At 68.9% G+C, this 22,730-nt stretch carries 17 protein-coding genes; 11 read left to right on the top strand and 6 right to left on the bottom strand.

What is annotated here, in order from left to right:
• Positions 1–148: 148 nt before the first annotated feature.
• The 7 genes from EUC46_RS04220 (at position 149) to EUC46_RS04190 (ending at position 9,861) form a co-directional block, all read left to right on the top strand.
• Positions 149–799 carry a hypothetical protein gene (locus EUC46_RS04220; RefSeq protein WP_128772942.1) on the top strand — a complete coding sequence of 217 codons (651 nt, stop codon included), beginning with the start codon at positions 149–151 and terminating at the stop codon, positions 797–799.
• The gene (locus EUC46_RS04215) at positions 796–2,751 is read left to right on the top strand and encodes an RAMP superfamily CRISPR-associated protein (protein WP_128772941.1); all 1,956 of its coding nucleotides are present in this window, start codon (positions 796–798) and stop codon (positions 2,749–2,751) included. Before EUC46_RS04220 ends, EUC46_RS04215 begins: the two co-directional genes overlap by 4 nt.
• Positions 2,748–4,307, top strand: coding sequence for an RAMP superfamily CRISPR-associated protein (locus EUC46_RS04210; protein WP_164918744.1), 1,560 nt, complete (start codon positions 2,748–2,750; stop codon positions 4,305–4,307). The genes EUC46_RS04215 and EUC46_RS04210 overlap by 4 nt, the downstream gene beginning before the upstream one ends.
• A gap of 5 nt (positions 4,308–4,312) precedes the next feature.
• Positions 4,313–4,804 carry a hypothetical protein gene (locus EUC46_RS04205; protein ID WP_128772940.1) on the top strand — a complete coding sequence of 164 codons (492 nt, stop codon included), beginning with the start codon at positions 4,313–4,315 and terminating at the stop codon, positions 4,802–4,804.
• 1 nt (position 4,805) lies between these two features.
• The gene (locus EUC46_RS04200) at positions 4,806–6,998 is read left to right on the top strand and encodes a hypothetical protein (protein WP_128772939.1); all 2,193 of its coding nucleotides are present in this window, start codon (positions 4,806–4,808) and stop codon (positions 6,996–6,998) included.
• On the top strand, positions 6,995–7,408 hold the full coding sequence (locus EUC46_RS04195; RefSeq protein ID WP_128772938.1) for a hypothetical protein: 414 nt from the start codon (positions 6,995–6,997) through the stop codon (positions 7,406–7,408). The genes EUC46_RS04200 and EUC46_RS04195 overlap by 4 nt, the downstream gene beginning before the upstream one ends.
• Positions 7,409–7,485: 77 nt before the next feature.
• Positions 7,486–9,861, top strand: coding sequence for a hypothetical protein (locus EUC46_RS04190; RefSeq protein WP_164918743.1), 2,376 nt, complete (start codon positions 7,486–7,488; stop codon positions 9,859–9,861).
• 182 nt (positions 9,862–10,043) lie between these two features.
• On the opposite strand, the gene EUC46_RS04180 is transcribed toward EUC46_RS04190, so the two are convergent.
• Positions 10,044–10,307, bottom strand: a complete 264-nt coding sequence (locus EUC46_RS04180; protein ID WP_128772935.1) for a hypothetical protein — start codon at positions 10,305–10,307, stop codon at positions 10,044–10,046.
• A 72-nt stretch (positions 10,308–10,379) separates the two neighbouring features.
• A complete protein-coding gene (gene cas6 / locus EUC46_RS04175; RefSeq protein ID WP_128772934.1) occupies positions 10,380–11,186 on the bottom strand; it encodes a CRISPR system precrRNA processing endoribonuclease RAMP protein Cas6 in 807 nt (268 codons plus the stop codon).
• A gap of 105 nt (positions 11,187–11,291) precedes the next feature.
• On the opposite strand from cas6, the gene EUC46_RS04170 reads away from it, so the two are divergent.
• The 3 genes from EUC46_RS04170 to folE all read left to right on the top strand — a co-directional run bounded on the left by EUC46_RS04170 (position 11,292) and on the right by folE (position 15,753).
• Positions 11,292–12,929: a hypothetical protein gene (locus EUC46_RS04170; protein WP_128772933.1), complete on the top strand. Its 1,638-nt coding sequence runs from the start codon at positions 11,292–11,294 to the stop codon at positions 12,927–12,929.
• Positions 12,930–13,075: 146 nt separating this feature from the next.
• A complete protein-coding gene (gene ftsH, locus EUC46_RS04165; RefSeq protein WP_128772951.1) occupies positions 13,076–15,184 on the top strand; it encodes an ATP-dependent zinc metalloprotease FtsH in 2,109 nt (702 codons plus the stop codon).
• The gene (folE, locus tag EUC46_RS04160; RefSeq protein WP_128772932.1) at positions 15,181–15,753 is read left to right on the top strand and encodes a GTP cyclohydrolase I FolE; all 573 of its coding nucleotides are present in this window, start codon (positions 15,181–15,183) and stop codon (positions 15,751–15,753) included. The genes ftsH and folE overlap by 4 nt, the downstream gene beginning before the upstream one ends.
• A gap of 178 nt (positions 15,754–15,931) precedes the next feature.
• On the opposite strand, the gene EUC46_RS04155 is transcribed toward folE, so the two are convergent.
• Both EUC46_RS04155 and EUC46_RS04150 read right to left on the bottom strand, forming a co-directional pair.
• The gene (locus EUC46_RS04155) at positions 15,932–17,137 is read right to left on the bottom strand and encodes a sensor histidine kinase (RefSeq protein WP_241655378.1); all 1,206 of its coding nucleotides are present in this window, start codon (positions 17,135–17,137) and stop codon (positions 15,932–15,934) included.
• Positions 17,134–18,420 carry a sensor histidine kinase gene (locus tag EUC46_RS04150; protein WP_241655377.1) on the bottom strand — a complete coding sequence of 429 codons (1,287 nt, stop codon included), beginning with the start codon at positions 18,418–18,420 and terminating at the stop codon, positions 17,134–17,136. Before EUC46_RS04150 ends, EUC46_RS04155 begins: the two co-directional genes overlap by 4 nt.
• 78 nt (positions 18,421–18,498) lie before the next feature.
• On the opposite strand from EUC46_RS04150, the gene EUC46_RS04145 reads away from it, so the two are divergent.
• Positions 18,499–19,173 (top strand): response regulator, encoded by a 675-nt coding sequence (locus EUC46_RS04145; protein ID WP_128772949.1) that lies wholly within the window; start codon positions 18,499–18,501, stop codon positions 19,171–19,173.
• Between the two features lie 71 nt (positions 19,174–19,244).
• On the opposite strand, the gene EUC46_RS04140 is transcribed toward EUC46_RS04145, so the two are convergent.
• Together EUC46_RS04140 and EUC46_RS04135 are read right to left on the bottom strand one after the other, a co-directional pair.
• Entirely contained in the window at positions 19,245–21,728 is a 2,484-nt protein-coding gene (locus EUC46_RS04140) for an FtsX-like permease family protein (protein ID WP_128772930.1), read from the bottom strand.
• Complete coding sequence (locus tag EUC46_RS04135; RefSeq protein WP_128772929.1) at positions 21,728–22,546, bottom strand: ABC transporter ATP-binding protein; 819 nt, start codon at positions 22,544–22,546, stop codon at positions 21,728–21,730. The genes EUC46_RS04140 and EUC46_RS04135 overlap by 1 nt, the downstream gene beginning before the upstream one ends.
• Positions 22,547–22,730: the final 184 nt, after the last annotated feature.

Below are 22,730 nucleotides of genomic sequence, written 5' to 3'. Positions count from 1 at the left end.
GATCGGCTTCCCCGTCTCCTCAACGATCCGGACAGCTCCCTCACGGAACTCCCGGTCGTACTTCTTCCGCTTCTCTGACATCACCACTCCTTATAGCTGATGCCTCTACGGTCCGGGGGGAACCTCAGCCGCCGCCGGGGCCGCCATCGTGCCCAGGGCCTTCCCCTTCCACCTCGCCTACAACCTGGCCGAAGAACTCGTCCGCGACGCCAAAAGAATCGGTAAAGAACCTGGACAGGAATGCTCCACACTCACCTACCACGCCCTTTTCGACTCCACCATTACTGACCCGCATCAACTCCTCGAGGGCTACCAGGACTTCACCGCCCGCCCCTACCGGCTCCACGCGCCCGCCGCCGGGCCGCCAACGGGCGGCCACGCCCCCGCGGCTGAGCCCACGAGGGGCGAGCGCACTGCCGCCTCCCCCCTGCGCGGCGCCCCCTGGCCAACGATGATCGACCGAAGCACCTGGTTCACGGGGCTGAGCACCGCCCCCGGGGCGAAAGAACCCGTGGCCTTCCCCAAAACACGCGCCGCCCGCATTCGCAAGCTCCTCTCCGACCAGGCGCACACCCCGCCGGGCGCAGAACCCGTCACGCCCCAAGACATTGACTCCGAGTGGCAGGACGCCCGGCGCGTCCTCGGACCCATGGTCACCGCGCTCGGGGACGCCGCACTCGTCTTCGACCTCATTGAACTCTCCGAGCTGCTTCCCATCCCCTATCTGGAGCAGTCCGCGAAACAGCCCCCAACGGCCCCGGCCCCCGACACCACCACCCACGCGCAGGAGGACCAGTGACATCCGCAGCCGGCTTCTCCCTCCGCCTCCGCCTGACCACCGACTGGGGAGTCTCAACCGGCATCGGCCTGGCCGGCGGCGTCGACGCCGCCGTGGAAAAGGACTCCCAGGGCCGCCCCGTTATCCGGGGGACCGTCATCGCCGGGATTATGCGCGAACAGGCATTCAACGCCGCCCACGCCCTGGACAATGCGAGCCCCACCGGCCCATGGCAGGACCTCGCCGGGGCGCTGTTCGGCAACGACCGGGCGCCGCGCCTGGTGTCCTTCTCCGACGCCGCCGTCACCCCCGCCGGCCAACGCACGGACCCGCCCGGCAGCGACTCCCCGGGCGCCGGCGCGCCCCCGCGCACCGGCACCCACGAGGTCATGAGCGTCTCCATTGACGACGACACCGGGACGGCCCTCCCGGACCACCTGCGCCTCATTGAGCGCGCCGCCGGGGGTGAGGGCAGGTCCACCGTCACTCTTCACATCGACGGCGCCTCCGGCGCCCAACTCGCCTGGACCCCCGCCCAAGTCAGGGCCGCCCGCCTCATCCTCGCCCTAGCGGCCCAACTGGTGTCCGCCATTGGCTCAGACCGGACCAGTGGCGATGGGCGCTGCCGCGCCACCCTCATGGAGGGGAACACCGCCCTCGACCGCCACTGGTGCGCCAACAACCTCGACGCACTCCAACTCGGCGCCTCCGGCGTGGACCCCACCGTCCCCAAGGCCGCAAGCCACCGGCCCGCTCGGCTCTCAAAGGCGGCCGGAAGCCGGCTCCCCCAGGGGGAAGGCGCGACCGCGCCCCTCAGGATCCGCCTGGACACGCCGCTGGTCGCCTACGAGGTCCCCTTCTCCAACGAGGTGAAATCCCTGGAGTTCCTGCGCGGGACCGTCCTGCTGTCCTGGGTGCACCGGTGCCTGCGCGGCGCCCTCCCGGACCATGCGCTCGTGCGCGACGCCGTCGTCCTCGGGCACCTGGAACTCTCCGACGCCACCCCCGTCATAGGCGGGGTCCGCGGGCTCCCAGTGCCCTTCATCCTCTCCAAGGAGAAGAACGCCCCGGCCACCGGCAACGGCGAGGGCTTTCAGGCGTTGAACCGGATGCTGGCGGCCGACCCGCGGACGGCGCACATCCCGCTGCGCCGTGAGGGCTTCGTCTACTGGGGCGCCGCCGGACAGGCGGGCCCCACACCGGTCGGCAAGCCGGCCCTGGTGGGGCGCCAGTCCACCGCCATTAATACCGCCACCGGGGCGGCCAGCACGGGCCAGCTGTTCCTCGTGCGCGCCCTGCCCGCAGGATGCCTCCTCGAGGCGGAGCTGCGCCTGTCCGACGAACTCCTCCAGGTGGTGGGGGAGGAGAGGCTCGCGGACCTGCTCACCGGCCCGGCCCTCCTCGGCTCCCGGCGGCTGTCGGGCACCTACGGGAACGTGCACTGCCACCTGGGGAGACTCAGCCGCGTCGCGGCCGGACCCGGCGCGCGGCCCTGGGACTGGGACGAGGAGGGCGCCACCACCATCTGGCTCACCTCCGACCTGATCCTGCGCTCAGCCACCCTGGGGGCGGCGGGCGGAATCACAGACCTCATGAAGGCCCTGGAGGCCGAGGGCGCCGCTGTTCACCTTCACCAGGACCGTGCCGCGAAGCCGGGCGCACGCGCGGGGGCCCGGTACGCCGCGGGCGTGCGCCACCGGCGTGTCGACTCGTGGTCCGCAGCCGATCACCAACCGCGCCCCAGCCGAATAGCCATCCAGGCCGGCTCAGTCATCCGAGTCCGCCCCGCCGACCCGGGCGCGGACGCAGAGGTCCGCAGGGCGCTGAGCAGAATCGAGCGCAATGGCCTCGGACAACTCAAAGGCCAAGGGTTTGGCCGTATCGCCGTCGGGCACCCGCTCCTGGCGCAGCAGAGCATTGCCATGCGCATGGCGGACCAGGCCGAGTTCCTGAAGACAGGGGTGGGGCAGTGAGCATCACACGCTATGAGCTCGAGGTTGAACTGCGGGCGCAGTCGCCCATCCACTCGGGAGGGACCGAGGAGAGAGTCGACCGCGGAGCGCAACGTTGCTACGGGGATGAGACGCGCCAATGCGAGCCCCGACTCTTCGCCCGGGACGCCACGGGCACCCCGGTCCTTCCGGGGCGCTCCGTGAAGGGCTCCCTGCGGGCCGCCTGCGAGGAGGCCTTTGGCGCAACCACGGCGCACCTGTGGGGCGGCCAGGACCGCGCCAGCGCCATGACCGTCCACGCCATTGCGCTCGACAGGGTTGAGGCCGGGACGGAACTGGCCGAGCGCACCGGCATCGCCGTGGACCGGTACTGGGGCATGGCCGGCGATGGCGCGCTTTTCGTCCACGAAATCCTCCCGCCTGGGGCCAGGTTGAGCCTGCGCCTCAGCGGCCGGGTGGGAGGCCTCGACGACGACGGCGACACCGACGGCTTCGAGGAGCTGCTGGGGCAGATCCTGGGAGTGCTCAAAGCGGGGCGCGTGAGTTTCGGAGGCCGGCAGAACGCCGGCTGGGGCCGCGTCGGCCTCGCCGGCGGGAAGCGGGCCTGGCGCGTTGAGAAAACGACGCTGGACTCCAAGGAGGCCCTGCGCGGGTTCCTCGATGACACGCCTCCCGGCATTGACATTGAGGCCGCCCCAGTCCCAGTGGCCAACCAAGTCCGCATAGATATCGCCTGGAACAGCCCGACCGGAATACTGGTCGCCGAGCCGCGCCCACCGGAGCGCGACCCGGACGGGCAGGAGACCGATCCCGCGCTCCCCCTGCGGGCCCGCCCCGCCCGCCCCGAGGAGCCCGCCCCGCCACTGGTGTTGCCGGGGAGCTCAGTGCGAGGAGCGCTCCGGAGCCGGGCCACCAGAATCGCCCGCACCATCCTCCTGGCCGACGACGGCGCCGCGGCCCCGGCGGATTGGTCGAGCACAGAGGTCCACGCCCAGCTCGCCCAGGATCCGCAACTGGTGCGCGACCTTTTCGGAAGCACACAGCGGCGGGGGGCCCTCATGGTCCTCGACACCCTGGCGCAGGGCAAGGAGCCCAAGGCCGTGAAGCGCACCCACAACGCCGGTGACCGCTGGACCGGGGGAGTCGCCAACGGGTTGCTGTTCAGTGAGGAGGTTCCCCTGGTGAAGTGGAACCGCATCCGCCTGGCCCTGGACCTCAACCGAATCCAGGGCGGAGACGATCAGCGCCGCGCGGCCATGTGCCTCCTCGGCCTGACTCTCGCCGAACTCGCCGCCGGGACCCTGCCCCTGGGCAGCCGCGGGACCCGGGGGCTAGGGCAGGTGAGAGTCACCGGGATCACCGTCACCGGGGCTGAGAACCTGCTGGGGGACGGGTGGAGCCTCAAAGCCGACGGCGACGACGCCACGGGGTTGGCGCGGGCCCTTCTTGACCGATTGCGGGCCGTGAACGACCTCATTGGCGCCTCTGAGGCGGGTGGCTCCTCGTGGGCGGACTACCTCAATGGACCCCCCAAGACCAATGCGGCCGAGGCCGCCCAAGACGTGGAAGGCGCGTGACACTCATGGACACCAGTAAGCTCCCACCCCTGATGGAGGGGTCCTGGACGACGTCCGCGCACACCGCGCCGGAGGTGCGCGCCGTGATTGAGCAGGCCGAGGACGAGTGGGTCGGACTGGCCCTCACCACGCACGGCGCCGTCGCCGTGCGCAGGGCTCGGGGAGCGTCGCTTACAGCGACCGACGGCAGTGAGGTGGACCTCGGCACCGTCTTCGAACTGCGCCTGTGGGCGCCGGACTCGAAGCGCGCCCGGGGAGTGCTCGCCCACGAGGCGCGGTGGCTCAACGGCTCCGGGGGCGCCACAACCACAGTCTTCGACAACCCCACCGCGGGTGAGGCGCCGTGCTGGACACGGAGCAACGAGTACCTGCAGCACGACACCCGGGAGCGGCCCGAGGGGCCGCTGACAATGACCGCCGTCGAGGTGTTCATTGAAGAACCGGGCTACTCCAACACCGTGTTCGTCGACGAATTCTTCACAGGGAGGTGGGGGTGAGATGAACGCATTTCACTCGGCCGTCAATCGCATCCCGGTTCTACGCGATTCCGCTAAGCGCCTTGAGGACGATGGCCGCCTGCCATCGGGCCTATTCGCCGACGGGCAGGCGGCCGGCCATGATCACATAGCCGCGGACCGGTGGTCGGGCACTATTGATGTGCGGATAACGGTCAAGACGCCCTTGGTGTTCGGTGAGCAGAGCCCCCCTGACGATCCGCACCAGGCGGCGACCGTTGAGCTGCCGCGCGACGCGCAGGGGCACGTGCTCGTCCCGCCCACCATGGTCAAAGGCGCTATCTCCCGCGCCTATGAGACTCTTACGGCTTCGCGGTTCCGCGTGTTCGGGGACCACAGCGACCGGCTCACATACCGAGCGGATCCCGCCGCCGCCCTACGACTCGTTCCGCTCAGAATCCTGGGGGAGAAGGAGGACGGCGACCTTGACGCCGAACTCCTACTCGGCGACGAGTACACCGTGCACGACACCGGATACAGCCGGTACCCCGTCATGCGGGCGGCCGCATTGCAAGGCGCCGACCAAGGGCACGCCCACAGGGTGTTCCGCGACGGCCCGCGCCGGCTGGCCGCACTGGCACGGCACGGTCGGAAGGTGACCTGCCACATGTCCTTGTGCCTGCATGGCGAACCCGACCACCCCAACCGGTACGCCTACTGGCAGGTCACTCACATCGCCCCGGCCGGGGATGAACCCGTTGAGGCATTTCAAATCAAAAGACATATCAAGGTGGTGGACACCCTCGACTACGTCACTGGTTACGTGTATCGAACGGCCCGTGACGGGGATGCGCCGCACGCTCTTTTCAACGGTAAACGCGACGAGCGCTTCTTCTTCAGCACCGCAGCGAATCCGGCAGAGCCCGTGACGGTCGGCTGTGATATCGCTGAGAGTTACAAGATTATTGCCAATAGTTATCTCAAGCAGCGCGATGAGGAGTCGGAGCAGGAAAAGCATCAGACCCCGAACCGGGTCACGGAGGAGGCCCGCGCGGGGGAGGGGGCACAACACCCGGGGCTCAAGTGCGGCGACCTTGCCTACGCCGTGCTCGCCGACGTCAACTACGGCACCGGGATGGAACTCGTCAAGGGCGCCGGGTACACCGTGTGCGAGGTGGTGCCCACCATGATCGGGCGGCGCGCCTACTCAGTCTCGCCCCGTGACCTTGCCGCCGCCCAGGGAGTCCTCCCCGCCGCCTCCCGTGATGAGGCGTCCGCGGCGGACCGGCTCTTCGGATATGTGGTGCCCAATGCTCAAGAGGACGCGCAGGGCGGGGATGTCGCCCTGCGCGGGCACGTGAGCGTGGGGCCGGTCAATGCCGCGGGCGCGGTCGTTGGGGACCAGCCGAAACTCTTGACGCCGCTGCTCAGTCCCAAACCGGAATCCGCCCGCCGGTTCCTCACCTCAGCGCGGGGAACCGCACCGGTGTCCGCACAGCGCGGCCCACTGCCGCGAAGCGGCTACTACGTTGCCGGGCAGCGCCTAGGCGCGGCCGCCTACCCGGTGGCGCGCCGAGTGCTCACGCAGAACGGGTTCCCCACCACCGCGACCCGGGTTTGGGTGCCACGAGGAACGAAGCGGCCCCGGGACTCGGTGCGATTGCGCGCGAAGTCCTGGGTCAAGGCCGGCAGCGTGCTCACCTGCACCATGAGCTTCAGTAACCTGACGAGGAACGAAGTGGCTGCGCTCATGTGGGTGCTTACCCCCTCGAACCTGGTGCCGCAGTCGGTTAGAGCCGGCAACCCGAACGCCGAGGGGTATCTGCGCATGGGGCTGGGCAAGCCCCTCGGGCTCGGCGTCATCAAGGTTGAGGTGCCCAAGGGCGGCCTCAGGGCCCGTCTGGGGTCGCAGTTGGCGCAGGACTACAGGAGCCTGACCGGATGCCTGGGGACTTCCGAGGAGCGAACCGAGCCCCCGCGGTTCAACGACGTTTTCAGGAAAAACCTCGACATGCTGCCCTGGGTCAAGGCCATGCAGAGAGCCGCCTACGGCTATACGGACAATGTAGAGGTCCGGCACATGCATTTGGAGGAGAACAAGACGAACAACCGGACCGACAGGCGCACCGGACGGCCGGTTGAGGGACTGGGGCTCTCCCCCGAAGACCTGGCCGGAACCAACCCCCGACCGATCAGCATTGATGTCCCCAGGGACAAGTTAGGACGTTATGCATGAGCCGCGACCCGGTACGCCTTATTAACCTGACGCCCCACGAGGTGACGCTCTTCGCTGAAGAAGGGGCGCGACTGGTTCTTCCACCGGCCGGTGGCGCCCCCCGCCTGATACTGGGCGAGGGCTCCTCGTCCAGTATTGAGGCGACCGGCCCCGCCCAGGCGCAGGGCGCGCAGGAACCGGTAACAATACGGCTGACATACGGCGAGCACGTCCAGTCCATCGACCCGCCCCTGCCCGCGCCCCAAGGCGGAGTCCTCTACGTGACCAGCCGAGTAGTGGCCGAACAGCATCCCGAGCGGACGGACCTTGTCTGGCCCAATGAGCTTGTTCGCGACGGCGCCGGCCGCCCTGCGGGTGCCCGTGCCCTCTCCAGCCTGCACGCGCCGAGAACCACGAAGGCCGAATCATGACTCTGCTGGTGCATATTGTCGGCGACAGCGATCTGGGAATCGACATCCAAAAATTCATCGGGCCGAACCGGGTTGAGATGCGCAAGAAGCGGATAGCGGTCCTGGAGCGGTTCTGCGGGCGCGGCGACGCCGAGAGCGCGATCTCCGCGGTGGTGGACCTCGACTTCGGCGACGGGACCCGATCACAAGACTTCATGAACTCGCCCCTGGGGAGCATCTTCGAGAGACTTCATGATGATGCGGAAGAAGGAGCGGGGAGTTCAACGGGCGACAATAGTCGACTGCATATCCTGCTTCTCGGATCGACAACCGGAAAGGAGGGCACGGAAACCGCCGCCATCGCCCGGGCCCTGGGAAAGGCGTTCACGGCCGAGGGCGCAGGTCGACTGCTCGAGGAAAAATATGGGCGGCGTGTGACCTGCGAAGTCTTCCATGAGGCGGACCTGCAAGAAGGGGCTTGTTTCCCTCAAGTCCAGGACCGTGTCCGCACATGGTTCAGCGGCCATCCGGCCGACTCCGCCATTGTGACCTCGATCGGCGGGGCAACTCGGATCGTTTTCATGGCCATGGGGGCAGTGGACGGGCTCGGCGTGCCCTGGCGCCTCGCTCTGGTCGCCGAGCGCGGTGAGTCGAAGGCCCGTATGGGGCGTCTCGAGGATTACCCGGAGGCCGTGACCCACTGGCTCCGATCGCTGGGGCACGTGCAAGAGGCGCGGGCGAATTCGAGGCGCGAAGCCGGGGCGGCGGGGATGGGCGGCCGCCCGGAGGAGGAGGCGCGCAAGGAGGAGGCGCTTCTGCGAACCCTGGAGCGCGCGGAGGGCGATCCGCGGGCTCTTAGCGCAGACGACCTCGGCCTCATTGTCGCATTGGAGATGGTGAGGGCCGATATCGGCGCCGCCATTCCACTGCGGGCCTGGGTGGAGAAGCAGTTCGTGGAAATGCGGGACCGTGAGGAGCCGGCTGTTCTCAGCGCCTTACCGGAAGAATTAAGGCGCCCGTATGGGGCGGCCGGCATGCTCGGACCATTGATAATGGCCGCCAAGAAACATGTGGCGAAGAATAAGGGCGCCGGTGGGGCGGCGGCCTGGCTGGCGCGACAGAAGCAACTTAATCGCATTGGAATCCAAGGCACGCATTATGCGTCGGCGCCGACGTACACCGAGGCGCTGAGTGCGCTTAAAGGTGAACTCGCGTTATACGAGCAGAAGTTGCCGACCTACGTGAAACGCCCCTGGCAGCGCACAGTCCTGTATATAGCGGCGTGCGGCCGCAGATCCGATGGCGAGCTGATCACGGAACGAGTGCTCAGGGCGAGCCCTGATGCGGAACTACTGCAGGCCCTGCCCGGAGCCGGACTGACATGCGCCCGACCGCCTTCGCCCGCTTTTCTTCTTCTGCACTCCGGGAACGAGGAGTCCTGTGCTGTGGCCAAGCGGAACGCGGACGCCGCTCGGGCGTTGCGCGCAGATGCCCGCCCCGCCTGGGGGCCGACCGCGAAGGCGGCCACGATTTGCTACAGCTCTCCCGGCGGAGGGGCGGCCGAATCCGGGGGGCGGGCATCGACAATTGCCGACCGGGTTGAGGCGGAGATCCTGGCGGAACTTGAGGAGATCAACCCGGCGGCAATAGTCCTGTGGAGCACGGGGGAGAAGCCGGTGGTCATCGGCACTTTTCTCGCCGTTCAGAAATGGTGCCTGGAACACGCGGCTCCGTTGTTCCTGCAGAGCCACGTAGAGGGATCCGGGGGGCAGTACCACCGCATCGGTCTGCGACGGGACTCTCGGGAGGCATTGCTGACCACCGCCGCTTCAGCGATGCGGAGCTTCAACTTCTTAGAGGCCGTCCGAATACTGCGGGCCGGAGATGAGGAGATGGACCGCCTTAGCGATCGGTGTAAAGAGCTGGGAAGCGCCTACGCGAATGCGGTGAGCGCCGAGGATCCTGACGCGCATGCGGCCCGCATCCTTGACGTCTTGACAACGATCGCCGCCCTGTGGGGGGAGGATCTGGACTGGATTGCCCGGTCGCGGTTAGTGGTTGTGGCATCGGAAGTGACAAGTTTCAAACACAATCGGGTGCTCATCGTTCGAAATACGAGTCTGGGAAGAAGGGGCGGAGAGGGCGAGCGCATAATACTTTCCGGCGCTCAGCAGCCGATCGGGCGATCCGGCGGGGAGAGGATGGCGAATCACAAGGACCTCTTGGAGGTTCTCGCGCGCGTCCGGAACTCTATTATTTTTACGCACGGCAACCACTCCGTGGAAGAGGTGCTGCACCGAGTCCTCAATGAGGCGAACATTCAGGTCCCCGCGGAGTTCACCTACCGCAACCTGCTTGAGCGGACTGCCGGCCTGGTTAGGGCGGCCGCCGGCACCAAGAAATACCCCGCTTTGGGGTCATCGTGCTGGGCGGACGAATTCCGTGATGCACTCAATGAGATGACGGGCGGGTGACGGCCGTTCCTGAGCCGCGCGTTCGTTCGCGCGACTCTTCCCCGCACCCGGCTGCCCACCCACGTAGACGACGACGGGCGGCTGCGACTGACCGCCCGACGCCTGCACACGATACCCCTCAAGATACGGAACGACACGCTGATCGAATCGAGCGCGCAGTTGTTCCGCGCCCAGCTCTCCGCTCATGTCAGAACCGGTGCGTACCGGGGCATCGCCGCCAGTTCCGCGCGCAACGCCGCCGTGTGCGCCTCAATCGCCTCCCGACTATCCGGGTCGACCGCACGCGCCTCACGCATCACACGAAAATGCTCAGCCCGCCAATGGTCCTCATCTGCCTTAGTATTCGCTTCATCCATCCACTCGACATACCGGCCACTGAGCTGCGTAGCCAACTCGCGCATCACATCATAGATCATCGGACTGAAATCCCGGTCATCACCAGTCATCCCGATTCCCTTCTCCCAGGCTTTTAATCATCCTACCGAAACGGCAGCCGAGCACTCCACGCGCCATAGCGCTCACCCCACGGTTTCAACATCGAGCACCCCCATCCCATAGCTGGTGTGCGAGCCGACGTTGGTGAACCGGGCCAGGGCCATGAGCTGGGAGAAGACGCGGGTGCTCTCCGCCCCGGTGAGGCCAGTGATCCGCAGGCGGCCCTCGTAGGCCTCGATTCGACGGGTGGCGAGCCGGCCGCGGCGATCCGTCCGGGGCATCCCCAGCGACGTCGTCACTGGATGCGTGAAATCCTGTGTGGCCAGAACCCGGGAGAACGCCTCCCGGTCGGGAAGCCGCGGTGCGGTTGCCGGGCTCCAGTTCCTCCACCGCCCGCACAGGCTCGTGGCCAGTGACGCCGGTGAGATCCCGGATACGTGCCGGCCTCGCGAGGTGAACACTGTCGGGCTGAGAAGATGGATCTCCCATGTGGTCGCATTATTGAGCTCCCGAAGCTCCTCCCAGGACAGCTGGTCGACCACCTGGGCGCCGGTGGCGGCGAGCGTCACATTGTTCGCCCCGCTGTCGCCCAGTCGCAGAACGCCGCCCCAGGCGAGCCAACCGTCGAGGGTGTCGAGAAGACGGTCGTCGAGGAAGCGCAACTCAATGCCGAACAAGCGCGGGCCGGCCGTCATAGCGCCCAGGCAGTAGGGCTTCGAGCCGGCCCGGTCGTGTGCCGGTCGCGCCGCCAGCGCGGGGAGGCGAGCCGCCCGCTCGGGCGACACCCCTTCAGGCAAGTCGAACACGCGCCCCCACGCCGCGTGAAGGCGCCGTGGCGTCGCGGCTGGAGCGGTCGGCGCATCGAACTGAACGAACACGGTAGAGGGCACGGTGCTGGGGGCTCCATCGGCTCAGACGGGTGGTCGGCCTCGTCCAAATTAAGAACCAAGGCAACCATGCCACGTGCGCCGTCCCGACATGGCACAGTTCGCTTTATGAGAGCCGACTCCTCCACCTCGACCTCCGCCCCGGCGCGCCCGGAGGGCCAAGACGCCCCCGCCGACCACGCGGAGGGCGGGGGCCGGCGGGCCACTGCCGGGCATTCCTTCCTCAATGTCAACGACTCCGAGGAGATGCGCATCATCCTCATTGTCCGAGCGCGGGCGACGCGCAGCTGGGAGGAGGCCTTCCGCGCGTGGAGTGACGGCTTCCCATACTTCCGTGCGGGCAACCGGGCAATGCACCGGGAGAAACGACTCGGCGCCCTTCACGCCGAGGTGGCCGAGCGCCTCCTCTCCCCCGCTAACCGACGTCATATCAAACCGGATCGTGAGATCGAGTATTGTTCGACGGCCGATGGCGGGGTCTTCATGAGGATTGGCATGCTCGAGGCGCTGAGGGTCGAGCAGCGGGAGGATGCCGACACCTCGGTCATGATTGTTGTCCACGCGATCGTCCCCAATCCCGACTACCGGGCCTTCCACCGGTTCTTCCATGACGCAGCGGAACAAGAGCACTTTGAGACGACCCTTAACCGGCTGCTCCTTGAGGCGTGCGGGGACAACAGTTGTCCTCTTGTCCTCGACCACAGCCGACGAACCGGGAACCGGTCGGACTCCATCTTCATGATCAGCTGGCTGCCCGGCAGTCGGCTCGACGCACTGTCCTCAGCAGGAAATGGCGCCATGACTCCAGGGGCGTTCAGTGAGCAACACGGCGTCGCGGTCGGATCGGATGTCATTGACGCTATAAGGAAGGAGGATGTCACATCCGGTTCCGTCGGGCGCCGTCGAGGCTCCGCCGCCATGACCGTTGCGGGGTGGGCCTGGGCCTGGCGGCCTTTCCCCTTCCCCGACGGCGTCGAGCTCACCGGGGCCCGTTTTCAGGAGGTCGCGGAGGCCACCCACGAACTCTCCCAGAGCTGGTCGGTGACGCTCTCGGAGTGCGGTGCCGCCTACATGCCTCGCCAGGACGATAATTTCGGCGGGCATGCGCGACTGGCCATGTGCACCACCCATCTCGACGTATACCTCCTCATCCTCTTGGACCGAATCCGGGTGCGCGAGTTGTCCCGCAGCCTCGGCGTCGTCGCCAAGGGGCTCCGGGCGGCAACCCATAATCTGGGGCCCCACGTGTCCAAGCAGGGCCTCATCGACCTTGAGGCGGCGATAGACGAGGCGATTGCGCTCGACAGCGAGGCGGTTCTGTTCCTCGCAGCCGAGTGGTGGGCGGATGTGACCGACAACGAGCTCGGTGACCGCATTCTGCGATGGATGCAGGTCATTGGCGGCCTGGACGAGGCGGTCGAGCAAGTCGTCAGCCAGGCGCACCTGCTGCGGGAAAGTGTCCAGAACCTCTTGGAGCGCCAGGAGCAGAGGCTGGAGGCGGAGCGGCAGGCCTCCACTCGTGTCATGGAGAAGGCCCTCGCCGTCCTCACGTTCATCGGCATGCCGCTGACCGTGCTCCTGGAACTGTGGGTCAACTGGGACCCGGCCTCGCCCTTGGCGCAGAGGGGCTGGCTTGCCTGGCTGCTGTTCGCTCTCGTCGTCTGTTGCGGCTCGGTGTCCCTCGGATGGGTTATTGCCCGCGTCTTCTTCAAGATCAACCTTGTCAGGCTCTTCTCGGAGCGCTGAGGCGGTGGGCCCCGCCCCCACGGCCCGCGCTGCGGGAGCAGGCCCGCCGCCATGCCGACCGCGAACGGGAGGCCGTGCGATAGCGGCCCTTCGCCCGCGATCGACTACCGTCTGAGGAGATCAGACACGTGAAGGGACAGACACCGATGGATCAGACCGGTCGGCCCGGCAAGGGACGCCCCCCGGGGAAGAAGGGCGCCTCCGGGCGCTTCAAGAAGCTGCGCGGGGGGCTCCTGGGCCCTCTGGCGTGGCTGACGCCCCTGGTCGTCATTGCCATCCTGGCGTGGAGCCTGCTGTCCGGCATCGGCGGGTACCAGACCATCGACACCTCCGCCGGCCTGACCCTGCTCAAAGACAATGCGGACACCATTAGTTCCATTACCGTGGTGGACGTCAACCAGCGCGTCGAAGTCGACCTCACCGAGGCCTACATCCAGCAGCCCACCAAACAAGGGGAATCCGAGCAGAACCTGGGCAAGAAGGTCCAGTTCACCTACACGGTCGCCCAGGCCGAGCAGATTGACGGACTCGTTCAGGCGGCCAATCCCTCCGGCGGTTTTAACTCGGTGGTGCCCACCACCAGCTGGTGGTCCTCCATGCTCCAGCTCCTTCTGCCCACCCTCATCTTCCTGGGCCTCATGTGGTGGCTCCTGGGCCGCATGAGCGGGGGGCGCAGCGGGGCCATGGGCTTCGGCAAGTCCAAGGCGAGGGTCGGGTCCAAGGAGATGCCCGACGTCACCTTCGACGATGTCGCCGGGGAGGACGAGGCCGTCGAGGAGCTCAAGGAGATCCGCGAGTTCCTTTCCGAGCCGGAGAAGTTCCAGGCCGTGGGCGCCAAGATCCCCAAGGGGGTCCTCCTCTACGGGCCGCCCGGCACCGGCAAGACCCTCCTGGCCAAGGCCGTCGCCGGGGAGGCCGGCGTCCCCTTCTTCTCCATGTCCGGCTCAGAGTTCGTTGAGATGTTCGTGGGCATGGGTGCTTCACGTGTGCGCGACCTGTTCGAGCAGGCCAAGGAGAACGCCCCCGCCATTATCTTCGTTGATGAGATCGACGCCGTCGGCCGCCACCGCGGAAGCGGTATGGGCGGGGGCCACGACGAGCGCGAGCAGACCCTCAACCAGCTTCTGGTGGAAATGGACGGCTTCGACGCCAACACCAACGTGATCCTCATAGCCGCCACCAACCGCCCCGACGTCCTGGACCCCGCCCTGCTGCGCCCCGGCCGCTTCGACCGCCAGGTCACCGTCGAGGCCCCGGACATGGCCGGGCGCGCGGCCATTCTGCGCGTCCACGCCAAGGGCAAGCCCATGACCGAGGATGTTGACCTCGACCAGGTGGCCAAGCGCACCCCCGGCTTCACCGGCGCCGACCTGGCCAACGTCCTCAACGAGGCGGCCCTGCTCACGGCCCGCTCCAATGCCCACCTCATTGACAACCGGGCCATGGACGAGGCCATTGATCGCGTCATTGCCGGGCCCCAGAAGCGCACCCGGGTCATGAACGAGCACGAGAAGGCCGTCACCGCCTACCACGAGGCCGGCCACGCCCTGTGCGCCGCCGCCGGCGCCTACTCCGACCCGGTCACCAAGGTGACGATCCTGCCGCGCGGCAAGGCCCTGGGCTACACCATGGTGATGCCCACCGACGACAAGTACTCCACCACCCGCAATGAGCTCCTCGACCAGCTCGTCTACGCCATGGGCGGGCGCGTCGCCGAGGAGATCGTCTTCCGCGACCCCACCACCGGCGCCTCCAATGACATTGAGAAGGCCACGACCACCGCTCGCAAGATGGTCACCGACTACGGCATGACCGCCTCCGTGGGCGCCGTCAAACTCGGCACCACCGAGAATGAGACCGTCCTGGGCCTGAACGCCACCAGCCGGGACTTCTCCGAGGCCGTCGCCGCCACCGTCGACGCCGAGGTCCGGGCCCTGCTCGATGCCGCCCACCGGGAGGCGTGGGAGATCCTCACCCGCAACCGCACGGTCCTGGAGGACCTGGCCACGCAGCTGCTGCACAAGGAGACCCTTCTGGAGAAGGACCTCGAGGTCATTTTCGCCCCCGTGGTCAAGCAGTCCGAGCGGCCCCTGTGGCATTCCGAGGCGGACCTGGTGTCCGACGACGCCTTGGCCGCCTCCTTCTCCGGCTCCACCCTGCCCCGGCGCGCCAAGGCGACGGGAGGGACCTGGGACGGCTCCAATATCGCCCCTCCCGATGTCACTGAGCCCCCCGCCCTGGGGCCGATCGAGTGAGCTACGACGCCGAGGGAGTGCGCCGCGCTGTGCGCGATCTGCTCATTGCCGTGGGGGAGGACCCGGACCGCGATGGCCTGCGCGACACCCCCGACCGCATGGCCCGCGCCTACGCCGAAATGTTCGCCGGCCTGACTGAGGACCCCGCCTCCCACGTGGAGAAGGTCTTCGACGTCGGGCACTCCGAGATGGTGCTGGTGCGGGACATCCCCCTGTACTCGGTGTGCGAGCACCACCTGCTGCCCTTCCACGGCGCCGCCCACGTCGCCTACATCCCCGGCGAGGACGGGCGGGTGACCGGCCTGTCCAAGGTGGCCCGGCTCGTGGACGGCTTCGCCCGTCGCCCCCAGGTTCAGGAGCGCCTGACCGCCCAGGTCGCCGACGCCCTGGTTGAGCGCCTCCACTGCCGCGGCGTGCTGGTCGTGGTTGAGGCAGAGCACCTGTGCATGTCCATGCGCGGGGTGCACAAGCCCGGCACCAACACCGTCACCAGCGCCGTGCGCGGCATGCTGCGCAATGCCGCCACTCGCGCCGAGGCCATGAGCCTGGTCCTGGGCGGCAGGCACTAGGCCAACCCGGGCCCCACTCGCCATTCCGCCCCGAATACGGGGTCAACGACACCCCGCCTCCGGCCCGACGACGGGCCCGAGCGGGCCCGGCAACAGGTTCACCTGAGGGGAAGCCGCCCCGGAACCCCGCCCCCGGCCCGACCGGGCCCGGCCGGGCCCGGCCCCCGGCCCTCGTGCTTCAGCGCTCCGGCCCCCACCGGGCCCCAAGAGGCACGGAGAGGATCACCGTGAAGCGCTCGGTGCTGCGGGTGGTGTCGAGGGTCCCGCCCAGGGCCTCCACCCGCCGTCGGGCGCCCGCCAGGCCAAGACCGGATGACGCCGCACCGGGGGGTTTGCCCCGCGGCGGGGGAGGGGCGGCATTGGTGGCCATGGCCTCCAACGTCCGGCCGTCAGCGTCGATTATGAGCCGTGCGCTGCCCGGGGCCGCGTACTTGGCCATATTGCTCACCAGCTCGCCGAGCACCCGCACGAGCTGCTGGCGCATGCCAGGGGGTGCGGCACCGGCCTCCAGCGCCTCCAGCCCCTCGGTCTCCAGGGTGATACCGCGCCTCGACAGGACCGCGCGGGCCTCGGCGACGACGTCGGGAAGCGGTCGCGGGGCGGAGGAGGCCAGAGCGGCGAACCCGGCAGCGCCGGCGCCGTCCCGGTCAGTGGTATCGCTCACGGCCTGCAGGTTGGCCCTCAGCTGCTCGACGGCGGTGCGCACCGAGCCCGCCATGGTCGCGAGCTCAGCGGCCAGGGGCGCGTCCGGCGACTGGGCGAGCCGGGCCCGGTCGGCGACCATAACCGCCCGGGTCAGGTCGCGCACCACTGTGTCGTGCAGTTCGGAGACCACCAGCAGGCGCTGGCGCTCCAGGTCCTGGCGGTAGCGCTCGGCCGCGGCGTCGGCCGCCACGCGCGGGCGGCGGATGAGTTCGGCGATGACCAGGCAGGCGCACCCGATGACGATGGTGAACAGGTCGAAGCTGTAGAGGTCGTCGTCGGAGGGGAAGAGGAGGAGGGACATGACCCGCTCCGCGGCGCTCGCGACCACCAGGCCGTAGGCCGCCGGGCGGCTGTAGCCGCGGGTGAGCAGCACCGAGGCGCACAGCCACGGCCCGATGAGGGGCAGGGTGGCGGCGACGTCGCCGTGCGCCACCATGTGGAAGACGTACGCGACCAGGAGGCTGAGCGCCCCGCCCACCACGGGCCGCACCGAGACCAGGGCGATGGCCAGTCCCCCGGCCGCCTCGAACCTGGACCCGACGGGGCTCTCGGACTCCAGGAGCATGGTGAGCATGCTCGCGCAGGCCGCCCACAGCAGGTGGGTGCGGCGGCGCGGCGCCCATGTGGACAGGCGCGTGCTGCTCCACGCCGCCGCCCACGCGCCGCTCGCGGCGGTCACGATGCCGCCCAGAGGGGGACGATCAGGGTGACGGTCCAGCGGCCCGCTGCCTGCCCGACAGTCAAGGCGCCGCCGAGCGACTCCACCCGCCGTCGCGCCCCCGTCAGCCCCAGGCCGGGCGGGGTGTGCGTGCCGGCGGCCCCTTTGGGCGCGGCGGCCTGTACGGCGTTGACAGCCACGGCCTTGAGGGCCCGGCCATTGCTCTCGACGGCGAGCCGCGCACGGCCCGGGGCGGCGTGGCTCGCCATATTGCTCGCCAACTCGCTGAGCACGCGCACAAGCTGCTGGCGCACGCCGGGAGGCAGGGCGTTGAGAGCTTCCAGGCCCTCGGCCTCCAGGACAATGCCGCGCCCCTCCAGGACCGTGCGGGCCTCGGCAACGACGTCGGGAAGCGGCCGCGGGGCGGAGGAGGCGAGCACGTCGAGTCTTGCCGCACCACTGGCGGCATCACTCAGGGCCCGCAAATTGGTTCTCAGCTGCTCGACGGCGGTGCGCACCGAGACTGTGAGCGCGTTGAGGTCACCGGCGAGCACCGCATTGGGCTGGGCGAGCCGGGCCTGCTCGGCAGTCATGATCGCCTGGGTGAGGTCGCGCACCACTGTGTCGTGCAGCTCGGAGACCACGAGGAGCCGTTGGCGCTCCAGGTCCTGGTGGTAGCGCTCGGCCGCGGCCTCGGCCGCCACGCGCGGGCGGCGGATGAGTTCGGCGATGACCAGGCAGGCGCACCCCAGAACAGTGATCATCATGCTCAAGCTGGAGTCGGCGTCAGCGGTGTCAATCGTTGGCGAAACCAGTTGGGAGGCGACGAATCGGGCCATAATGCTCGCAGCCACGAATCCGTAGGCCACCGCCCGGCGGAAACCACGGCTGAGCAGGACCGAGGCGCACAGCCATGGCCCCAGGAGGGGCAGCGGCGAGCCGACGGATCCCTGCGCCGCCACGTTGAAGACGCAGGCGGTCAGAAGGCTGAACGCCGCGCCCCCCAGCGGCCACACCGAGACCAGGGCCACACTCAGGCCCCCGGCCACCCTGAACTTAATCCACTCGGGCCTCAACGGGTACATGGACGCAATGGAGAACATGGTGAGCAGGCCGGCGCAGGCGACGCACAGTAGATGGGTGCGGGGCCTGGGGGACCAGGTCGAGAAACGGGACTGGCCCAGGGCAATGTCGACAATGCCACGGAGGCGGGAGGCGCCCGGGGGCCGGGGTGCAGAGGGGTTGGAAGCCCGGTGAGCGCCGGGGGACCGGTGACCGCCGGGGGACCGGGGGGCGAATCGCATACCCTTCTCCTTACTCGCCGCTTTCCTGTCCGTCCTGCCTGTGCCCGCTAGCATCCTGCCATGAACCCGACGCCCCCGATGTCCCTGCCCGCGCCATCTGGAGCCGGCTCCCCGCAGGAGATTATCCGGGTGGCCATTGTCGACGACGACCCCTTCATTCTGACCGCCCTGCGCGCCTACCTGGCCTCTTCGCCCCGAATCGAGGTCGCCTCCACCTTCGGCCGCGGCTCAGACGCCCTCGCCTTCCTGCGACGGGTGCCCGTGCACGTCCTGCTCACCGACGTGCGCATGCCCGGCATGGACGGGCTGGAGTTGCTGGGGCGCGTGCGCGCTGAGCACCCGGGGATCGCCGTTGTCGTCCTGACCTCCTTCGATGACGACGAGGCCATGCTCTCCGCCCTGTCGCAGGCCGCCAACGGCTTCCTCCTCAAGGACTCCACCCCCGAGGAGATTGTGCGGGCCGTCCAGGCGGCGGCCGCCGGCGGCACCACCATCTCCCCGGCCACCACCTCCCGGCTCGTGGCCCGCCATCTGCGCCCCGCCCGGATGAGCGCCCGCCCCGACCTGACTGAGGCCGAGCAGGGGGTCCTGGCCCTGCTGTGCGACGGTTACTCCAACGCCGAGATCGCCCAGCGACTCGTCGTCGCCGAGTCCACGGTCAAAACCCATGTCTCCCACCTCATGAAGAAGTACGGGGCGGCCTCCCGCCTCAAGCTCGTCGTCGCCGTGCACCGGGAGCGGGAGGCCGGCTGAGCCGCCCCTGCCCCCGCTCCACGTCCTGCCCTCGGCGCGCCGGCGGGGCCCGCCAGGGGCGTTAAGACCCTCTAGTCGGTGGCCAGGGCCGCCACCGGGGTCACGGCGCCGGCGCGCCCGGCGGGCCGCAGGGAGGCCAGTACCCCGACCGCGCCGGTGATCAAGAGGATCCCGGCGAGTTCCAGCCACGGGATCTGGAGTGTCAGGCCTGAACCGTCCTGACTGCCCATGACCGCGGTGACGCCCGCCAGCCCGAGCACAGTTCCCAGGACGACCCCAATGACCCCGCCCAGGACGGCGGTGAGGAGCGCCTCGGCGATGAACAACACCCGCACCTGCCCGCGCCCGCTGCCGGTGGCGCGCATCACGCCGACCTCGTGGGTGCGCTCCAGGACGCTCACGTCCGTGGTGTTGGTCAGGCCGGACAGGGAGATGAGGACGGCCAGACCGAGGATTGCCCCGATGGTGACGGCCACTCGGCGGATCTGCTGGGCGAAGGCCTCCCGGGCGTCCGCGGAGCCGGTCACGAGGAGGCCCGTGCCGCGCAGGGCCTCGCGGACCCTGAGCGTCGGTGCCTCATCCATGCCGTCGCCGCTGGTGCGCACCCACAGGGCGGAGGGCGTGGGGGCGGTTCCGGCGAGCTGTTGGGCGACGGCGGGGGTGATGACCGGGCCGAAGCCGCCCTCCTCAACGTGGACGGTGAGGGTGGCGCTGCCCGCCGGGCCGGTGAGGGTCACGCTAGTGCCCTCGGGCAGGTCGTAGATGCCGCCGACAATGAGGGTCTGGTCGTCCAGGCCCTTCAGGCCGTGATGGGAGCGGATGACGGAGTCCACGGCCGCCTCATCGACCACGTGCACGGTGATGTCATGGATGTCATGATCGTCATCGGCGTTAGCGCCGGCAGTGGAGGACAGGTGGAGGTTCAGCTCGGGGACGAGCACGGCGTCGGCAACTCCCCGGGCATTGCGGACCTGCTCGGTGATGGAGTCGGTGTCCTGGTCGGCTGTCATGCCTTCGACGCGGATGTCGATGGGGGAGCCGTTATCGAGGTAGTTGTCCAGCGAGGCCCCTATGCTGCTCAGGGCGGTCGCCATGGTGGCGGCGACGACCACGGAGACGAGGAGGGCGGCGGTGGTTGCCGCCGCCCGCCCCGGATTGCGCGCCAGGTTGCGGGCCGCCAGCTGGAGGACCGGTCGTTTGAGGACGCCGCTGAGGAGCTCGACGAGCCGGGACGCGCCGACCACCAGCAGCGGCAGGGCCACGAGCACGCCGGAGATGAGGGCGACCGCGCCCATGGCCATGAGCTCGAGGGTCCGGGCGCGCATCGCGACAATGAGAATCGCGGCGCCCCCGACGGCGATCACGGCCCCGACGATGGCGGCCGCCAGGCGGCGCCGGCTCAGCGCCCGGTCGCCGGCGACCCGGCCCGTCAGGGCGATCAGCGGGGAGACGCGGCCGGCCTGCCGGGCGGGGCGCAGGGTGGCCACGAGAGTGACCAGGGTGTCCAGGGCGATGGCCAGGGCCAGGGAGGTCCAGGTAATGGTGAGGTGCTGGGGCTCTAAGCCGTCGACGAGTCGGGCGTGCGCCAGGAGCGCGGTCAGGCCTGCGCCGACCCCTGCTCCGAGGGCGGAGCCGATCAGTCCAGTGAGCAGGGCCATGCGCAGGACCGCCAGGCGTACCTGACGGCGGCTCGCCCCGACGCACCGCAGCAGGCCGGTGATGCGCGTTTGGCGCGCCACCAGTGTGGTGAAGGTCGTGGCAATGACAATCGCGGCCACGACCGCGCAGACCGGGCCGAGGATCGTGAGCAGGTGGAGCGTGGCGGAGGCGATGCTGTTGCCGCGCTGGGCGCGCATGACAACAATGTCGTCAGCGGGGTAGACCTGGGCGCTGCCGGCGGCGTCCCTCACCGAGTTCACCAGGTCGCCGGTGGAAGTGCCGTCCTTCCCGGTGACGTACAGGGCCGCGGGGGTGGTGCCCAAGCCCAGGGCGCTCCGCTCCTCAGCGGTGGCGAAAATGATGAGTTCCCGCGGATCGACGCGCGTAATGTCAGCCCCGGGCTGGATAATGCCAACGATGGTGGCGGTGGAGGGGGTGGTGCTGCTGCTCGGGTCCTCAATGAGGGAGGTCGTGTCGCCGACTCCAAGGCTCTGGCTCTGTGCGAGCGACGGTGAGACGGCGATCTCCCCAGTGGCGTCGGGCAGGCGGCCCTCCATTAGGCGGGTGCTGCCGGCCAGGACCGGCACGTCCAGGACGAAGGCGTGCTGGTCGTGGGCAGTGCCGGGCCGGTTGAGAAAGATGTGCTCCTCAATGTAGGGGCGCACGCCGGCGACCCCCGGCGCCGCAGAGATTGTCTGCGCCGCCTCCGGGGCCAGGTCCTTTCCCTGCTCGGGCAGGACGACGACGTCGGCGTCGCCGACCGAGGCGCGGGCCCCGGCGATGATCTGAGCGGTGAATGAGTTGGAGACTATGAGGGTGAAGGCGATGAGGGTGGTGCTCATGGCCACGGCCATGAGGGCGGCGGCCGTGCGACGGATGTCAAGCAGGGAGGGCATTACCGCGCCCCCATACCGGCGCAGTGGACCGGGGCGGTTGGCGGGCCGGGCACCAGGGGCGCCGTCGCCGTGGCCCGGGTCCCACTGGGGCGCCCGACGGGAGCGTCACCGGTGATATGCCCATCGCGCAGGTGGATAACGCGGCTTGTGGCGGAGGCCGCGTCCTGGTCGTGGGTAACCATGACCACCGTCTGACCCAGTGTCTGGCACATGCGGGCCAGCGTCTCCAGGAGCGAGGATGCGGAGGCGGTGTCCAGGGCGCCGGTGGGCTCGTCGGCGAAGATCACCTCGGGGCGGCCCACCAGGGCGCGGGCTGCGGCGACCCTCTGCTGCTGGCCGCCGGAGAGCTCGCGGGGACGGTGGGTGAGACGGTCACCGATCCCCAGGGTGGACACCACCTCCTGGAACCAGTCCGGCTCGGGTTTGCGGCGGGCGAGGCGCAGGGGCAGAAGGATGTTCTCCTCGGCGGTGAGGGCGGGGAGGAGGTTGAAGGACTGGAAGATGAACCCGAGCCGGTCGCGGCGCACGCGGGTGAGCTGCGTGTCGTTCATGGAGGCCAGGTTGTGCCCGGCGATGAGGACGGACCCGGAGGTGGGGGAGTCCAGGCCCGCCAGGCAGTGCAAGAGCGTGGATTTCCCCGAGCCCGAGGGGCCCATAATGGCAACGAATTGGCCTCGCTCCACAGCGAGGTTGACGTGGTCGAGGGCGGCCACTCGCGCCTGGTCCGAGCCGTAGACCTTGGTCAGGTCCCTGGCCACGACCACGGCCAGGCGGGTGTCGGCGTCCTCCCGGGGCGCAGTGCGGTGACGGTGCTTCATAGCGGTCTCCTCGGAGTCGGAGGAATCGGAGCGTGAACTGATGCTTCGACGCTATGAGCGCTCCTTCACTCCGGGAACGCGTCGAACGTCGCGCCCGCACCGCCATGTCCACCAAAAGGCGGAGGCTCGCCGCACCGTCGGCGCCGAGCACGCTCAATACCCTGCCGAAACGAGGAGAAATCGC

Source organism: Actinomyces oricola (assembly GCF_004104015.1).
Classification (GTDB): domain Bacteria; phylum Actinomycetota; class Actinomycetes; order Actinomycetales; family Actinomycetaceae; genus Actinomyces; species Actinomyces oricola.
The sequence above is the reverse complement of the archived record's forward strand: the minus strand, read 5'-3'. Positions and strand labels throughout refer to the sequence as shown.

Bases quoted from the DNA above. Each gene is read 5' to 3' on its own strand.
- EUC46_RS04205 (WP_128772940.1), top strand. From the start codon at position 4,313: ATGGACACCAGTAAGCTCCCACCCCTGATGGAGGGGTCCTGGACGACG.
- EUC46_RS04200 (WP_128772939.1), top strand. From the start codon at position 4,806: ATGAACGCATTTCACTCGGCCGTCAATCGCATCCCGGTTCTACGCGAT.
- EUC46_RS04195 (WP_128772938.1), top strand. From the start codon at position 6,995: ATGAGCCGCGACCCGGTACGCCTTATTAACCTGACGCCCCACGAGGTG.
- EUC46_RS04190 (WP_164918743.1), top strand. From the start codon at position 7,486: ATGCGCAAGAAGCGGATAGCGGTCCTGGAGCGGTTCTGCGGGCGCGGC.
- EUC46_RS04180 (WP_128772935.1), bottom strand. From the start codon at position 10,307: ATGACTGGTGATGACCGGGATTTCAGTCCGATGATCTATGATGTGATG.
- EUC46_RS04170 (WP_128772933.1), top strand. From the start codon at position 11,292: ATGAGAGCCGACTCCTCCACCTCGACCTCCGCCCCGGCGCGCCCGGAG.
- ftsH (WP_128772951.1), top strand. From the start codon at position 13,076: ATGGATCAGACCGGTCGGCCCGGCAAGGGACGCCCCCCGGGGAAGAAG.
- EUC46_RS04150 (WP_241655377.1), bottom strand. From the start codon at position 18,420: ATGCGATTCGCCCCCCGGTCCCCCGGCGGTCACCGGTCCCCCGGCGCT.
- EUC46_RS04145 (WP_128772949.1), top strand. From the start codon at position 18,499: ATGTCCCTGCCCGCGCCATCTGGAGCCGGCTCCCCGCAGGAGATTATC.
- EUC46_RS04140 (WP_128772930.1), bottom strand. From the start codon at position 21,728: ATGCCCTCCCTGCTTGACATCCGTCGCACGGCCGCCGCCCTCATGGCC.
- EUC46_RS04135 (WP_128772929.1), bottom strand. From the start codon at position 22,546: ATGAAGCACCGTCACCGCACTGCGCCCCGGGAGGACGCCGACACCCGC.